This window comes from Bradyrhizobium sp. CCBAU 45394, from assembly GCF_028128655.1.
In the GTDB taxonomy this organism is placed as follows: domain Bacteria; phylum Pseudomonadota; class Alphaproteobacteria; order Rhizobiales; family Xanthobacteraceae; genus Bradyrhizobium; species Bradyrhizobium diazoefficiens.
This window is the reverse complement of record NZ_LBIX01000134.1, coordinates 1-16,347: the sequence shown is the minus strand read 5'-3', so window position 1 is coordinate 16,347 and position 16,347 is coordinate 1. Positions and strand designations below refer to the sequence as shown.

Sequence of the window (16,347 nt, the reverse complement as noted above, 5' to 3'; positions counted from 1 at the left end):
AAATTTGAAGTGACCCGCGGGGCACGAAGAGCTTCGACCGGAAATTACCTGCCCCGCCCCATGGAGAAACAAGGCGGGGTCGCTCCCCTACTCTCCCGGGCGCGCCGCGCTGCGGATTACAATGGCTTTTGTCTACCGTCCCTCATCTGTCGACTGATTATTCGATATACGGCCGAGCGCGTCACCCGCATTGCGACTTTCGACCCTCGGCATTTTCCGCGACATTGCGCAAGACGAGCCCAGAAAGCTACACAACCAGTTGTTTGCGTCTCGCTATTTCTTGCCTGCACAGCGCCAACTCGCGCTCTTCATCTATCATTCTCGATACTTTACAGCGGTTCCCAGCCGCATAATTCATCTTGAACCTCTATCCGACCAGCGCGAACGACGACTCAAGTATACTCTTGCCCAGGATTGTACCGGCAGACCGGCCTTTTTGCGCCAGTAAACATCGTACGCAGCGATCCACGATCTCGCCGCCTAGTGTAGTGATCTGTGTGGAAGACCCTAGGCAATCCAGGACGTGGACGGCGCCTCCACCCCGATCTTGCTCTTGCTCGCGGACGCGGATTCGGCGTCGTGTGGGAGCCGCGAAGAACGCCAGCCGCTCCAGAACATCTGCCTCGTCAGGCAATGAGGAGCTCTCGACCACAGGAGAGCGTTGGCCAATACCGCTCGGCATTTCGCTGTGACGGAACAGCCGAATTAGCTCGTTCCACAAGCCCCATTGTAATAGATGCTCGGATCGGGCATCCGCGCGGCAAATAGGCTGGTGCGCTCGGACCAATCCTGTCCACTCTTGGCCAGAATGAGATCTTGACTTTGAGATCGTCGACGCTGGCTTTGCCATTCGGATAGCCAACAAGTCAAAATGATGACCTGCCGATTCTTAGTCGCCACTTACAAACCACGTGATCTTCTGGAAAAGACGAACACATACGACATCACACAAAGAATTATGACGTGCAATGTGTCTCGGGCGCTCACGTGTATAAGCCCATCCATAACGGAATGCGACTCGCCCGTCGACCGCTGGCGGATCACTTAGCTGCCTCTGACAGCTCGGCGACTTGAATTCTATGCGGATCAGCTCAAAGGCCTTGAATCGCACGTAGCGTCACGTTGTACATTTCGAAGTAAGTGATGAGAATGCCCGGCAAGTCAGACCGGCCCGCTGTTTGCTGCCATCAGTGAGACGATGATACCAATGCGGTCGATGTGTGTACAGCAGAGGGCGACGCAGGTGGCTCAAACCCCGCCTGCGGAATCGCGCGAACGGGCTCCGAGTGCTCGCATGCGAACGATAACAGCCGCGGGGGATGCTGGGCTGCTGCGCTCTGCGGCCGGCACGTTGAAGCCGTTCGAACAGCTGCGGATCGTCTCTGTTCGGCGCTGCTCATTTAATCAGCATGACTTTGTTTATCCTCAGGGCAGCGGAGCCCCCCTCCAAGGTTTGTGCGAGCCAGTGTTGAGCCGCATTCCATCAATATCGTCTTGATAGAGAAGGAAACGACGACAGATTTCTCGATCATTGATCCTCTCGCAACTTGAATTTGCGGTAAGCGTTTTGCCGCAAATAACCGTCGGCAGGTCCTCCCTCTGTCGACGACTGACTTCCGCCCGGCCATCGAAATGAGGCCGGGCTTTTTTTGCTACCAATGAACGACAGTTTGGAGTGTTCTGGCCCGCCGTGTCTGATGATTGATGATTGGAGGATTAGGGAGACAGAGGCAAGCGTAAGCGATCGATTGGGATGATAGTTCGTCAGATGCTGAAATCCCGTTCCGATCCTGACGCCCGAGCTGATCTGGCTGCTCGCCTCCATGGGCACGCGGAAGCCGATCGGGCCGGTCTGAAATTGCGGGTGATCGGGCGGCAACTCCGGACGACCTCGATCAAGCTGACAATCGCGGCATTGAAGGCATCGAGGTCTTCGTCCGGAATCCAGTGCTCCAGATGTGAGTGGCCGCCGGCCTTTTGCACGTCGTAAAACGGCGTATGGTCGCCGAACTTGGAGACGATCACGTGCGCAATGGCCGCCTCGGTCGGCACGACATGCTCCGTCGCGTGTGCCTGCGATAGCGCCTGAGCAGCCACGGCAGACGTATTTTGGGCGGCGCGTAACCAAAACCCGCCGTCAAGCGCGTGATGAAATCCGCCCATCTCAAGGAGCTACGAGAACTGATGCAATTGCTTTGGCGTTTGTTCGAAGCAGTGCACCAGCTTCCCAGAGGGCCAGACCATACAGCAGACGATTAAACGCTTCGAGCGCCGGCTGACAGTGTTGATTCAAGCATCTGAAACGGCTCGGGCTGTTGACCGCGAGGTCGTCGGTCCGTGCCGGCACGGCTAAGCAAATGATTGTCAGAAACACACCACCCGCCTCGACGCGGACGTCGCGCGTGGGGTCTGCAATGGCAGCCAGAAACCAGAGTGCCCGTCCGGCTACCGATATCCCATCGCCTTAATGATCACCAGTTGTGCAGCTTTGGGTGGCATAGAGACGCGCTGGTCAAGTCTTCCAGCGATGAATGAAGCGCTCGATATCAGTAGCCACTAGAGGCGCGTATTTTTGAGCAATACATCACCTTCCACCGCGCGTGGATAGTGGGCCGCCACTTCGAATGCTGGTAGCAGGTCCAGAATGGCTTGCAAGGACAACTGCCCTTCGTAGAGCTCGCGGTCGCTATATTCCGTGTAGATGAAGCGCGTGTTGCTCAAGGTCCGCATGCCGCCGGCGATAACATCGGCTTCGGCTCCCTGGACATCCATCCAGATGAAATCGACCGTGTTCAGCTTGGCATCGCTGCACCAGTCGTCCAGCCGCCGCGTTTCAACCGAGACAGGGCGATCGAACCGAACCCAATCATACTCGGTAAGATGGTTCTTCGGGCGGCGTATCGAGCCGGAGAGGTCCCATTCCTTCGCATCACCATCTGCATTGCTTGGATGGAAGTCGATCATCCCGTTTCGATCACTGATGGCGATTTCAAGCAGCTTCAACCTATTGAGGGATGGGCCCAGCCTCTTCTTGAAGCGCGCGATCGCTCTGGGGTCCGGCTCAAAGCAGTAGAGCTGAGCTTGCGGACACAGGTTGAGAAACTGTTCCGTATCGGTCCCGTCATTGCAGCCGATATCCAGGATGACCGGATTCGGCTTCTGAAGAAGTGAAACGATGTGCTGGTGTACTTCTACAGACGACACAGATGCTTTATCCCTTGGGCGCGGAGATCGGGTGTTCTTCGACTTCGAAGCCGCAATCACACGCCAGACGCGCCGGCACAACGTATATCAAGGTATACAATGCATATGTCCGTCAGTTCCCTTGATTCATGACGGCTATTTAGATGCCATCGACATCAAAAGGGAAACCTATCGGACCGGGAGGTGCAGCGACTGCCTGGAATGGAAATTGCAACCCAGCGTCGGCAGACGCGCCCTCTGTGAGCCAGATCGTCGTCTGCGGTTCTTTTTCGGGGCGGCCAAAAGATCAGCTTCGCTCGAATGTCACCTGTGGCTATTCTCCCTGGAGCGTGCCGGGCAGAGTGATCTCTCGTGCGCAGCAATAGCCTACAGTTGCGCGAGATATGCTCTGCTGGCTGACGGCCGCCATCTCAGATTCGGCTGACGCAATGTGCGAGCAGCTCCGGACGATACCTTCCTCGGACTCATCTGCTCTTTGGAGAAGACCATACGCGGTCCGCGTCTCGACGCACGTGTTTGCTGCAGCAATCCTCCGCAGCGCTCGTCGCAGATCTCTTCGACTTTCTGCAGCAAACCTTGCGGCGGATCTCCGGCAACCCAACACTGGCGGAGCCAATCCGTTATGGCGCCTCGAGGGTTGCCATCTTCGAACGCTTCCTCACCGACGGCCGCATTGAGCTCGACTGCAGCATCGTCGAACGCGCCACCGCCACAAAAATTACGGGAAAGCTCTTCGCGGGCAGCGGCGGCGGCGGACAAACCTGGGCAACTATCGCAACGCTGCCGCAAACAGCGAAGGTGGACGATGTCGATCCGTTCGCCTGGCTCGCCGTATTGCCAACTGTTTACCGAGGTTGACGGCCTCAGCTTGCTTTCAATTACCCACATTTGACATCGGATTTGAGCGAGGCGCCGCGGGCGAAATCTTGAATCGCTAGAATCTGTTGTGATTCGTTGTTGAGCACCTGATTCGGAAGCGCGGAGTATTCGATGGGCTTGGTGAAAGAATGCGCGGGGGCGCGTGCTCAGCGATTGACGACCGGTATCGAGACATGGGTTGATCGGGAAGTTGCGGGGTTTGAGTTTAAGGATGAGCGGCTTGGTCGCCGGTTCTGCAAACTTCTCGCCAAATCGGGCGCGACATGGGTCAAAGCATCCCGCTGGTTTGTCAGGATTGGGCCAACACGAAGGCCGCCTATCGCTTCTTCTCCAACGAACGGGTCGACGAGGCGGATATTCTTTGCGGTCATTTCGAGGCGACGCGCGGGCGCGTAGCGGCGACGGAGGGACCGATCCCCGTCCTCCATGACACGACGGAATCTTCAGGCTCTAAAGCCAGCGAACGATTCCGCCCAATTTTGCGATGAGCCATCTTCTCAACTTTAGCCTCCGCCGATTTGCGTCTGCCACAAGCGAGCATAAGCGCTTTCACCAAGCAGATCAGTATGCCTGCCCTCCGCAACGATGCGGCCACTGTCTAAGACGACGATCTTGTCGGCATCACAGATGGTGCTGAGTCGGTGAGAGATGACCACGATGGTCTTGCCGGCCCGACGCAAATCCTGGAGGAGCCGGTGCACTGTGGCTTCGGCAACCGGGTCGAGAGAGGAAGTCGGCTCGTCTAGGATTAGGATTGCCGGATCCCGATAGAGAGCTCGCGCCAACGAAAGGCGCTGCTTCTCGCCGCCAGAGAGCCTTACGCCGTTTTTGCCCAGATAGGCCTGGAAGCCTCCGGGCCAACGCTCAATCACCTCCCGCAGCCCAGTTTGATCGCAGATTTTCATGATCCTGTCGATCTCCGGCTCGAACTCGCCAAGTGCGATGTTCTCGATCACCGAGCCCGAGAATACGTCCGCTGACTGCGGTACCGAAGCAACAACGTTACGCAGGGATACGGTCGATAAGTCTTTGAGATCATGGGGGCCGATCCGGATGCGCCCACCCTCGAGCGGGTAGATGTTCTGCAGCAGCGCGGCAAGGGAGCTCTTGCCGGAGCCGCTTTCCCCGACCACGGCCGTCATCTCGCCTCTGCGGAACGTGACGCTGAGGTCTTGAAATAGCTTGGGCTGGGCGCCGTGACGGAACGTGACATTCTCGAAGATGATATCACCGAGACTGGATTTCGTGACATCAGCGCCTCCGTCACGCGCCGGCTCAAGGTCAAAAATCTCAAACAGGCGATCCGCCGCGATAAAGGCGTCCTGCACAACTCTGTTAGCTTGGATCAGGTTGGCGACTGGGCGGGTGATATAGCCGAGCAGCGCATAGCACGAAAGTAATTCACCCGGAGTGACGGTCTGATCCAGAACAAGCGTCGTCCCAAACCACATTAGCAGGATCGTCAACAGAGTTGAGAGGAACGAAGAAGCGTTATCTCCTAGGACCGAGATAAGGCCGGCACTGTAGACTGACTGCAGCGTCTTAACGAAGCGGGTCTCCATCTTAAGGCAGGAGCTGTTCTCCATCCCGAATGTTTTGATCGTAGAAACAGCTCCGAGCGATTCCACCAATTGCGCCTCCAGATCGGCGGCATTCTCCATGATTGCGCGCTGGCGCTTGCTGTTCAGCCGATTAGTGGTCCAGTATACCAGCGAATATAGTGGAACCGAGATCGCCACGACCACAGCGATCTTCCACGAGTAGAGGAACATCAACCCGAACGAGAACAGTATGACTAGGATGTTGACGAACATCGTGATGGAGACCTCGTTCAAGAAGCTCCTGATTTTCACCGCGTCGTTCATCCGGGAAACGATTTCTCCCACTTGCATACTATCGAAGAACTTTTGGGGTAAGCTTAGGATGTGATTGTAGTAGCTGAGGATCAAGCACACATCGATCTTCTGCCCAGTTTCCAGGACGAGCCGGCTTCTAAGGAGACTGATAAGGATTTGTGGCACCAGGATCAGCAACATCGCGACGCTCATGAGGTTGAGCAAGTTGCGGTTGCCCGATGCAATCACGTGATCGACGATCTTCTGTACGTAAATGGCCGTCGAGAGTCCCAGAATGGTGGTTACCAGTGCGCCGACGAGCGCCTGCGCCAGCGCAGCTCTGTGCGGCGCAAGCAGTCGGACGAAGCGAAGAAAAGTTGAGGTGGTCTCATCGCGGCGCTTGAAGGTATCTGCCGGAACCAGGAGCACCAGGACACCGGTCCACTGCCCTTTGAATTCTTCATGCGACAGCTTTCGAATTTCACCAAAAGCTGGGTCCATCACGGTGACGCACCTCGCGTCGATCGCCTGGACGACCACGAAGTGATGCAGGACGTCCTTGACGATCACATGCGCAATAGCGGGCTTCGGGACCTTGTACAAGCTGTCGAAGTTGCCCTTGACACCTTTAGCAATGAAGCCCAGCTTTTGAGCCGCGTGCAAAAGACCCGCCACCGTGGTGCCGGAGCGGTCGGTTGAGGCAAACTGTCGGATACGAGACAAAGGCAACTTGCAGCCATAGAAGGCGCCAACAGAAGCAAGGCTGGCTGCCCCACAATCCGTCATGTCCCGCTGCTTCAACTTGATGATCTGTCTCGACATTGGCTCACTGGCTCTCGAATAATCAATAGTTAGCGGGCAGCCAGGAGCGGGTTGAGCCAATCGTCGACCTCAGTGTAGAGGAGTTGCAGTAGAGTGCGCTCAGCCACGAAAAAGCGGGCTCGCACGGTCATGCCCTTCTTCAGATGGCCAATAATTCCGTTTTTGAGTGCAAGGTAACTGCGAGAGAGCGCGCAACGGACCTTGAAGACCGGGTTCTTGTCCAGGAGGATGAAGTCCTGCGCCACGTTTAGCACTTTCGCGTCGATTCCCCCCCACTGATTGTAATTGAAAGCGTCGACCTGGAGCCGCACCGCCTGCCCCTGCTGCACGAAGCTGATGTCTTTGGGAGAGACGTAAATTTCTGCCACCAGTTCGCCTTCAGGCGATATCCAACCCACGGTTTGCCCTGCCTGGACGTAGCCGCCTGGCGACAGGCCAGAGAATTGCTCGAGCGCGCCGGACACGGGAGCGCGAATGCGGGTCAGGTCGCGTTCGCTCTCAAGTTGGTGCAGGCTCGCAGTGAGCTCCTGAAGGCGGAGGTTCGTATCGAAGAGTTGCTGATTCCATTCGGCGGATTTGCTCCGTGCAAGGATCTCGCCTTTTACTTCGAGGCTCTGCAGCGCCAAGGTCTTTTCCTCAACCGCCTTGGCGGGCGCTGCAGCAACGGAGAGGAGGCGCTTGGCCCGATCGAGCTCCACCGCGGCATTGCCGCGGGCATATTGGTTCTCCCGCAACAGATTGAGAAAATGCAGCCGCTCGGCCTTGGCGGCCTCGGTCCGGAGGCGGATGGGAGGGGCGAACTGCGCGCCAGAAGAGATCAGGGTCTGGAGGTCGATGGCACGATCTCGCTTCAGACGGATTTCGTCCGTTAGCGTACCGATTTTTTCCTCAATGACCTTGTCGTCGAGAACTAGGATCTCCCGGCCTTGTTCAACGCGATCGTTCTCGACCGCAAGAACCCGGGAGATGCGCCCGGAAAGCGGCGCAATCAGGGGAGTCTTCTCCATTGTGGGACGAATAGTACCGGCACTTTGAACAGAAAGCGTGACAGTAATGATCGGCAGCGACGACATGGTCGCAACGACAGACAGTACTATCAGCTTGTAGATTGCCAAAGATCGCCCTGATCCTCGCGACAGAATACTCTCCGCAGTGCAACCGACCACTTCCGGAGGCAGTAACTCATCAGTCATAGTAGTCACGCTATATGGCGATTAGCAGGCCCAACATGCAGATCTAGCTTGAGCACCTCCGAGGGATGCACCGCCTCTTATTCACCGGACCAAACGATCAACGCATTATATCCCATGCAGCTACAGCTGCGAACACCGCAATAACTGCTGCAAACAATCCGAGAACCCACCCTCCCGAGATCGCAGCTGCTTCGCCAGCGGCGAGTTCGGCCAGATTGTAAGATGACACATCGAGCTTCATTGTTTGTCTCCTCCTGAATGGGGAACGGTCGGCTCTGCAGGTCGGCGGCTTGCTCGGTCACCGAGAGAAGTTAAGAAATTCTCAGACCCTCAGCGCCCACATTCGTCCTGCTCCAGAGCGACGGACTGTTAGGGGACGCACGTTGAAGAGGATATTCCAACCGTAGCTGCGGCGCGAAAGCGTTTCCGTCCCGTACAGAAGTTTTTGCATCATGAGGCGAGCCAGCCTGGAGGACAGGTATCTGCGCCACAGACAGGCTCACCAAGTTACTTTTTGCTCATGCTACTTATGCACGCTGAAACGGAGGCGGGCAGAAGACTGGCACCTCGATGATATTACCCTCCGGATCTGGCCCAATTACCCAACCGCACGGATCTTGCCCTCCCGCAGCAGCACACGCTTCTTCGAGAGTCAATTCGGTCACGTCATAAGCTGACATATTCATGCTTTTTCCCTTCGCGTAGTCGGCGGTCAGGAACTACTGCCGCCGACGCAGGATAATCAAATCTCGTGCCAAGCGCTCAGGAAAGCCAACAAGCTCGGGAAAGCCACAAATAAGCGGCTCTGCGTCTTCAGAGGCTTAACCGAACTGTGCTGCAGGCCGCGCGAACATTACGTCGCCAATGCGACTAATCAGTCGCGAACACAACAAGTGTGAAGAAGCCGGTGAGCATCCGTATTGGGCGAGCCGGCTACCCGAGAACTGCTGGAGCGAATTCCCATCAGCACCGCTGGCCGGCCTTTGCGCGTTCGTACTGGGGCGCGCAATGGCCAGATCGAGGTCGGTGCGGATCATTCTTCAAGAACTCCCGCGCTCTTTCCCGCACCGCTGTCTCCGCTCCATGGCACGAATCTTGGTTTTCTATTTGCGCGAGGCGGCAGGCGTTGTCGGCCAGCGTCACGCCGGACCTTCTTGTTTGGAAAGGAGACTCTGATGAGGACCAATATGTCAGCTTAGCGTGTAGCCTAACTAACCCGCGAACCAGCATCTGCAACTTCGGGAGGGTCGATATCGTTGGGAGCATTTGCCTGAATTTTGGGGCTACCAGGGGCTGCAGCTGCAATTATAAAGCAGATAGTGCTTGGCTTGAAAGTCCAATCCTGGGTGGCGAGTTCAGCTGCATGGTGGACTTCACTAACCTGACCCGCAAAACAGCGGTGTTCGATCCGATGACGACACTCGCCAACGCCAATGGTCTGTGCACGACCGCGTCCACCGATCCGATGGCGCGATTGCCGTCGCAGCGCTTGCTGCGCGGCATGCCGGGGGCCTATACCCGCCTGACGGCCGAGGCGCAGTGGCGCAAGCCCTTGCACGCCGTTCGTCAGTGTCCGCGCCGGGCATCAATGCCGACATCTCGAGCCAGCCGGGCGTTTCCAACTACCTGCCGGTTGGCAGCACCCAGACGGTCCGCCTGATGCCGACCGTCGGCTTTGAATACTGCTATCCCCTCATCAATGTGCAGCCACGGGGCACGACCGCCGTCGAGCCAATCGCGCAGGTCATCATCCGGCCCGACGAGCCCCACGCCGGCAAGCTGCCGAACGAGGACGCGCAGAATTTTGTATTCGACACCTCGAGCCTTGTTCGCGGTCGTATGTCGACTTGCTTCGTACTGGCGGCAAACTACGTAAGTTCCTACAACTACTCCGCTGGTTCGGCATCGCCCGTGCTGAACAACACCTGCCTGCTCACTCTCGGTCTACGAACGATCGGGGTAAATTCAGTCAGTTTTTGAGCGACCGTGCCACGGCTGGACATCGACAATTCGATACAATTCGATGATGGCCTCTCTTGGAGCACGCCGCCTGAGTTTTTGAGATAGTTGGCATACTTGTTATTGTGCGCGACTTCGTCAAATTCATCGAGCGCCGATCTTCGATGAGTCTTGTGCACCGCACGCTTCGTCGGCGTCAGCTCCTAGATGCTGCCGTCAGACGAAGCAATCATGTGCATTCCGGCCACCGCCGTCGAAACACGCGGCGCTTCTACCGGTGTAACGGCCGCCAGACCAATGTTGAGGAAGGTTCAATCTGGGTGTTTCGACGAAACGCAATGTTATTTTCGTCACAGCTTGGCGGGCCGTGTACCTGAGGGCGTTGGCTTCCGGACAAAGACACGCGCAGGCCAGGCAACGATTCAGCAGAACTGCAGGGATGGATCGTTCAGCTCATTTTTGGCCTGACTCTTGCTACAATTGGGCTGGTCACAATGTGCCTATCACCAACTTGCTCAAACGCTCAGGAGACCTGTATGACTTTCCGTCCGCTTCACGACCGCGTTGTGGTCAAGCGCATCGACGCCGATGAGAAGACCGCTGGCGGCATTATCATTCCCGACACTGCCAAGGAAAAGCCCTCGCAGGGCGAAGTCATCGCTGTCGGCCCCGGTGGCCGCGACGAGACCGGCAAGCTGATTCCGATCGACATTGAGGTCGGCGACCGCGTGCTGTTCGGCAAGTGGTCCGGCACCGAGGTCAAGATCGACGGGCAGGACCTGTTGATCATGAAGGAGAGCGACATCATGGGCGTTCTCACCGATGTGTTGTCCAAAAAGAAAGCCGCCTAACCCAGCGCTCGCACAGCTCACCCCTGACGAGCGCCCACCGGGCGCGCTGAAGGATCAGAAACTAAGAACTGAGGGAATTCTTTATGTCACCGAAAGAAGTCAAATTCGGAGTGGACGCGCGGGACCGCATGCTGCGCGGTGTCGACATCCTCGCCAATGCCGTACAGGTCACGCTCGGTCCGAAGGGCCGCAACGTGGTGCTCGATAAGTCGTTCGGCGCGCCTCGCATCACTAAGGACGGCGTTGCCGTCGCCAAGGACATCGAACTCGACGACAAGTTCGAGAACATGGGCGCCCAGATGGTGCGCGAGGTGGCTTCGAAGGCGGCGGATGCTGCCGGCGACGGCACCACCACCGCGACCGTGCTGGCCCAGGCGATCGTGCGCGAAGGCGCCAAGTCGGTTGCCGCCGGCATGAACCCGATGGACCTGAAGCGCGGTATCGACCTCGCGGTCGAAGCCGTGGTTGCGGACCTCGTCAAGAACTCCAAGAAGGTCACCTCGAACGAGGAGATCGCCCAGGTCGGCACCATCTCGGCCAACGGCGATGCCGAGATCGGCAAGTTCCTCGCCGACGCCATGAAGAAGGTGGGCAACGAAGGAGTGATCACGGTCGAGGAGGCCAAGTCGCTCGAGACCGAGCTCGACGTCGTCGAGGGCATGCAGTTCGACCGCGGCTACATCTCGCCCTACTTCGTCACCAACGCCGACAAGATGCGCGTTGAGATGGACGACGCCTACATCCTCATCAACGAGAAGAAGCTCTCCTCGCTGAACGAGCTGCTGCCGCTGCTCGAGGCCGTGGTGCAGACCGGCAAGCCGCTGGTCATCGTCGCCGAGGACGTCGAAGGCGAAGCGCTCGCGACCCTTGTCGTGAACCGCCTGCGTGGCGGCCTGAAGGTCGCGGCCGTCAAGGCTCCGGGCTTCGGCGATCGCCGCAAGGCCATGCTGCAGGACATCGCGATCCTGACCGGCGGACAGGCGATCTCGGAAGATCTCGGCATCAAGCTCGAGAACGTCACGCTCAACATGCTCGGTCGCGCCAAGAAGGTGATGATCGACAAGGAGAACACCACGATCGTCAACGGCGCCGGCAAAAAGGCCGACATCGACGCGCGCGTGTCCCAGATCAAGGCGCAGATCGAGGAGACCACCTCGGACTACGACCGTGAGAAGCTCCAGGAGCGTCTCGCCAAGCTCGCCGGCGGCGTCGCGGTGATCCGCGTCGGCGGCGCGACCGAGGTCGAGGTAAAGGAGCGCAAGGATCGCGTGGATGACGCGATGCACGCGACCCGCGCGGCAGTCGAGGAAGGCATCCTGCCGGGCGGCGGCGTCGCCCTGCTCCGTGCTTCCGAGCAGCTCAAGGGCCTGCGCACCAAGAACGACGACCAGAAGACCGGCGTCGAGATTGTGCGCAAGGCGCTGTCCTGGCCGGCCCGCCAGATCGCGATCAACGCCGGTGAAGACGGTTCGATCGTGGTGGGCAAAGTTCTCGACAACGAGCAGTACTCTTATGGCTTCGATGCGCAGACAGGCGAGTACAGCAATCTTGTCTCCAAGGGCATCATTGACCCGACCAAGGTCGTGCGCATCGCGGTCCAGAACGCCTCCTCGGTGGCGGCGCTGCTGATCACGACGGAAGCGATGGTTGCCGAGCTGCCGAAGAAGGCCGCGGCTGGTCCAGCAATGCCTCCGGGCGGCGGCATGGGCGGTATGGACTTCTGATCCACCTCTCAAAGCGTCGATGACATGCAAAACCCTGGCAGGAATGCCAGGGTTTTTTGCTCCGCGGGAGCTTGCAAATAGCCCTTGCAAGCCGCCCCGAAGGCCCAACCCATCGGCCTATCGATATGAGCGGCGGTTGGGCCCAGACCTAATTTACTTGTGACTTTTCCCTCGGCGGCGACAGGGCCTCGGCCAAGGTAAAACGGGTCCAGCACTGCGATGGAACCGGGCCTATCGCTATTTGACTCTCACGAAGCTGCCTCTGCTCATCCGAGTGTTGAACCCTTGGTCTGCGGCATATCCGGTGCTGCCTACCCGCTTTCGACCTTCTTGCGTACTTTCCTGTCCTGACGCGTAGTCCCAAGCGCCCAAATGCCCTTTCCTGGAGCTTCGCACTCACATCTCATGGCTAGAGGGCTCGTTTGAAAGCAGCGAGAATGCTCATTGTCAAAAACCACACAGTATCCTGCGGAAGTGCCATGATTAGTGTACGCTTTATTTTGTCCTCGCGGACGGGCTCCGCTTCGCCTACGGGGGCCCCCTCAACTCCGCTGCAGCGTCCTACCATGGATATCTGTTTTAGAGAGAGTGTGTGTCGGCAGGTCGTGCAATTGATGCTGTTCCAGGCAGATCACGGGGAATGACTTTTGAGGAAGCAGCGACACCGAAGTTTGGACCGCCCAGAAATGGAGTTTTACGACTCTTGTAGCGAGACCGAACTTTGGACCAGCCAGAACTAGAGTTTTGCGCCTCTCATCACGTTGGCGGGCTGGTGGCGCCGACGTGGTTCTGCAGCAAAATCGGCGGTCTGCTGCCGAATGCCCCCTGGGGGCGTTCTTACTTGGAGTACTTGCACCAAGTCTCCACCTTCTCCTGGGCGGCTGCAAGGCTGAGTAACGAATGGGTGTTGACGCATTCGGCCCGGAAGCGCCCCTCGAGGACCTCGATGAACGCATTGTCGTTTGGCTTGCCGAGCTGCGAGAAGTCCAGCGTGACGCCACGCTGGTAAGCCCACGTGAAGATTGCACCACACGAACTCGCTGCCCTGGTCGACGCGGGTCGCCGCCGGGCGATCCACTTCCTTGCAGGCTCTTTCCAGCCCACGACGTCGCTGCCGCGGAAGGCTCGCGCTCCGCAAATCGCTCAATATTTGCGGATCGGCTTCATGGAGCTCTCTCCGTGCAAACGGCACGAATCTTGATTCGTTTCTTTCGCACAGCAGCAGCCACCTCGTAACTGTTATCACCCCAAGCCGCCCGAGAAGGACATGAGGAAAGCCAAAGTTCTGATCGACCGCGACTTCACCATTGGTTACACCGACCCTCGTCTTTTTGGTGCTTTCATCGAACATCTGGGCCGATGCGTCTACGGCGGCATCTACGAGCCCAACCATCGGACCGCAGACAAGAGGGGTTTTCGGAAGGACGTGCTGGCGCTGGTGAAGGAGCTCGGCCCGACCCTCGTTCGATATCCTGGCGGCAATTTTGTCTCCGGATACAACTGGGAGGACGGCGTTGGGCCACTGGAGACGAGGCCGGCGCGCCTCGACTTGGCCTGGTTCAGCACCGAGCCGAACAGCTTCGGCACCAATGAATTCATGGACTGGTGCAGGGCCGCCGATGTCGCGCCGATGATGGCTGTCAATCTGGGGACACGCGGCGGCGATGCCGCTCGCAATCTGGTCGAATACTGCAACCATCCCGGAGGAACTGCGTGGTCGGAGCTCCGCCGCAAACACGGCTGGCGGACGCCTCATGGGATCAAGCTGTGGTGCCTCGGCAATGAGATGGACGGGCCCTGGCAGATAGAGCAAAAGAGCGCCGCCGCTTACGGGGTAGTTGCAAGAGAGGCGGCCAAGATGATGCGGCGGGTGGACCCTACCATCGAGCTTGCGGTATGCGGTTCATCGTCGCGCAAGATGCCTAGTTTTGGCCAATGGGAAGAAACGGTCCTGGAACACACCTTCGATTACGTCGACTACATTTCAATCCATACTTATCTGGAGAACTACAGTCAGGACACCGCATCGTTTCTCGCGAGCACCGACCTGATGGACAGCTTCATCGATGAGGTCGTCGTCCTAGCTGATGCGGTTGCGGCCAAGCGGCGCTCCAAAAAGCGTCTTATGCTGAGCTTCGACGAATGGAACGTCTGGTATCGAACGAGCAACGAGGTTGCCCCGGTAGACCGCTGGCCAGTGGCACCCCCCATTCTTGAGGAACTCTATACGATGGAGGACGCGCTCGCCTTCGGCGGCGCCTGCATTTCCCTGCTGAATCACGCCGATCGGGTGAGAGTTGCCTGTCTGGCGCAACTCGTGAACGTCATCGCGCCGATCATGACCAAGACAGGGGGAGGTGCGTGGCGCCAAACCATCTTCTTTCCTTTTGCGCATATGAGCCGCTTTGGCCGCGGCAGGATTTTGCGCGCGCAAGTCGAGTCGGAGGCCTACTATGCGTCGTACAACAATCCTGACGGTAGACCGGCCGACACCCTTCCAGCGCCCGACGTACCGTATCTCAAGATAGCGGCAGTCGCCGAGCAAGGCGGCGGCTTGTCGCTCTTTCTGCTCAATCGTGATCTGAAGCAGGAGATGGAGGTGAGCGTCGAGGCTAGAAGCTTCGGTCCCCTGACAGTTCACGAGCGGCTCGAGCTCCGGCACGATGATCTGATGGCGGCAAATACCGAAAATACGCCGGACAAAGTCAAGCCGGCGCCCTTGCAAAGCGTGGCCTTTGACCGCGGGAGGTTGCGGGCGAGACTCAAGCCGGCGTCATGGAATGTGATCTACCTGGCGGCAGACTGAGAAGATGAAGGATCCGCGAAGGCAGCGCCAAAGGATCAATTACCATCGCGGTTTAGGTTCTTGCTTGAGCATGATTTCCGCGAAAGCTATTAGGCCGAGAGCGTGAGCACATCGCAAAAGCTGTGACCGCTGCCGGTCGTACCAGGGCCGATGATCGCAGCCAACGGCATGGTGATGGGTCACATAGCCCCCTGCCGCGATCAGCGCGTCCGCCGCCGCCGCACCCGGCCCAGCCTTGCCTGCATGGGGTACGACCAAATTTCAGGCCGCCGTATTCCGCGCCTGCACCACGTCATACCATGATCGTCGCTCGCCTGCCCGAAGCAATCGGTCCGTTCGAGAGCGGCTCGTCCCACCGCGTCAGCGAGGTCGCAGCGTTATGCTAAGTCCACGCCACTCTCGTTGACACCGCTCTGGCCGTCCATGACCTGATCCTGCCTCCATTCTCCGTCGAAAAGCGCGAGCGCTATTGGGCTAAAAGCCGGCTGTTCGGGGCAATATTCGGGCTGACGTCGAGCGAGTTGCCGACGCATTGGGACTCGTTCGCGGCCTACAACGCGGCGATGATGCAATCGGATACATTGTCCGTCGGCACCGCCGCGCGCGAGGTGGCCCAAGATCTTCGCCGGTTCACGACCATGTTGCGGCCGCCGCGGCTGGTATCAAACCCTGAGTGCCGGACTACCGCCGGACCGATTACGCACCGGCTTCGGGTTTGCGCTCGACGAACGCGACAGAGAGGCCGCAGAGCGTGCAGTTGCCCGAATACTACGCATCTATCCCAAAATGCCGACCGGCTTCGCTACGTCGGCCCCTACTAGGAAGCTCAAAGCGCGACTGCAGTGAACGCCGCAGCTGAGCTGGACAACCGGGTGCCTGAAGAGTGCCTGGAGAGCACAACCCCAGTTGGATGACCGCCGGAACAGGTAAAGCTGTCCCGGACAGCCGCGGACGTTGCCGACCGCCTGCCGCGCCTCGCCGGCGGTCTTTGCCCGCAAATTTCATTGCCAGGTTGCGCGTTCCAGCCGATCGTGATCACCGATTCCAGGCCATCGTGATCACCCATTCCAGAGC

Annotated in this window: 12 protein-coding genes and 3 pseudogenes; 8 read left to right on the top strand and 7 right to left on the bottom strand. The window is 58.3% G+C overall.

Translation table 11 applies throughout. The features are described from left to right. Positions 1–1,764 precede the first annotated feature (1,764 nt). Positions 1,765–2,052 (bottom strand): hypothetical protein, encoded by a 288-nt coding sequence (locus tag WN73_RS44605; RefSeq protein WP_442868785.1) that lies wholly within the window; start codon positions 2,050–2,052, stop codon positions 1,765–1,767. 504 nt (positions 2,053–2,556) lie between these two features. Beyond that, a complete protein-coding gene (locus tag WN73_RS13515; RefSeq protein ID WP_097669958.1) occupies positions 2,557–3,204 on the bottom strand; it encodes an FkbM family methyltransferase in 648 nt (215 codons plus the stop codon). A gap of 492 nt (positions 3,205–3,696) precedes the next feature. Between WN73_RS13515 and WN73_RS13510 the strand changes: the two are divergent. The 3 genes and pseudogenes from WN73_RS13510 to WN73_RS13500 form a co-directional block, all read left to right on the top strand. Further along, positions 3,697–4,032: pseudogene (locus tag WN73_RS13510) on the top strand (IS66 family transposase); the annotation flags it as partial. 162 nt (positions 4,033–4,194) lie between these two features. After that, positions 4,195–4,367, top strand: a pseudogene (locus WN73_RS44600) (transposase DNA-binding-containing protein); the annotation flags it as partial. Further along, on the top strand, positions 4,347–4,571 hold the full coding sequence (locus WN73_RS13500; RefSeq protein WP_245570275.1) for an IS4/Tn5 family transposase DNA-binding protein: 225 nt from the start codon (positions 4,347–4,349) through the stop codon (positions 4,569–4,571). The pseudogene WN73_RS44600 and the gene WN73_RS13500, both read left to right, overlap by 21 nt. A 15-nt stretch (positions 4,572–4,586) precedes the next feature. On the opposite strand, the gene WN73_RS13495 is transcribed toward WN73_RS13500, so the two are convergent. The 3 genes from WN73_RS13495 to WN73_RS13485 form a co-directional block, all read right to left on the bottom strand. Next, entirely contained in the window at positions 4,587–6,740 is a 2,154-nt protein-coding gene (locus tag WN73_RS13495) for a peptidase domain-containing ABC transporter (protein WP_097669957.1), read from the bottom strand. A gap of 29 nt (positions 6,741–6,769) precedes the next feature. Beyond that, positions 6,770–7,855, bottom strand: a complete 1,086-nt coding sequence (locus WN73_RS13490; RefSeq protein WP_097669956.1) for an HlyD family secretion protein — start codon at positions 7,853–7,855, stop codon at positions 6,770–6,772. 175 nt (positions 7,856–8,030) lie between these two features. Continuing rightward, complete coding sequence (locus WN73_RS13485; protein WP_179880104.1) at positions 8,031–8,174, bottom strand: hypothetical protein; 144 nt, start codon at positions 8,172–8,174, stop codon at positions 8,031–8,033. A 1,086-nt stretch (positions 8,175–9,260) separates the two neighbouring features. On the opposite strand from WN73_RS13485, the pseudogene lptD reads away from it, so the two are divergent. From lptD to groL, 3 genes and pseudogenes are all read left to right on the top strand, one after another. Continuing rightward, positions 9,261–9,760: pseudogene (gene lptD / locus WN73_RS13480) on the top strand (LPS assembly protein LptD); the annotation flags it as partial. Positions 9,761–10,428: 668 nt separating this feature from the next. Continuing rightward, positions 10,429–10,743, top strand: coding sequence for a co-chaperone GroES (locus WN73_RS13475; protein WP_097669955.1), 315 nt, complete (start codon positions 10,429–10,431; stop codon positions 10,741–10,743). An 83-nt stretch (positions 10,744–10,826) separates the two neighbouring features. Next, positions 10,827–12,467, top strand: coding sequence for a chaperonin GroEL (gene groL, locus WN73_RS13470; RefSeq protein ID WP_271553215.1), 1,641 nt, complete (start codon positions 10,827–10,829; stop codon positions 12,465–12,467). An 837-nt stretch (positions 12,468–13,304) separates the two neighbouring features. Here groL and WN73_RS13465 read toward each other — a convergent pair. Next, the gene (locus WN73_RS13465; protein ID WP_210202946.1) at positions 13,305–13,571 is read right to left on the bottom strand and encodes an integrase core domain-containing protein; all 267 of its coding nucleotides are present in this window, start codon (positions 13,569–13,571) and stop codon (positions 13,305–13,307) included. A gap of 163 nt (positions 13,572–13,734) precedes the next feature. Between WN73_RS13465 and arfA the strand changes: the two genes are divergently transcribed. Then, positions 13,735–15,273: an arabinosylfuranosidase ArfA gene (arfA, locus tag WN73_RS13460; protein ID WP_097668543.1), complete on the top strand. Its 1,539-nt coding sequence runs from the start codon at positions 13,735–13,737 to the stop codon at positions 15,271–15,273. 39 nt (positions 15,274–15,312) lie between these two features. Here arfA and WN73_RS13455 read toward each other — a convergent pair whose 3' ends face one another. Further along, complete coding sequence (locus tag WN73_RS13455; protein WP_097668542.1) at positions 15,313–15,531, bottom strand: FAD-linked oxidase C-terminal domain-containing protein; 219 nt, start codon at positions 15,529–15,531, stop codon at positions 15,313–15,315. A 155-nt stretch (positions 15,532–15,686) separates the two neighbouring features. Between WN73_RS13455 and WN73_RS44595 the strand changes: the two genes are divergently transcribed. Next, positions 15,687–16,094: an oxygenase MpaB family protein gene (locus WN73_RS44595; RefSeq protein ID WP_097668541.1), complete on the top strand. Its 408-nt coding sequence runs from the start codon at positions 15,687–15,689 to the stop codon at positions 16,092–16,094. Positions 16,095–16,347: the final 253 nt, after the last annotated feature.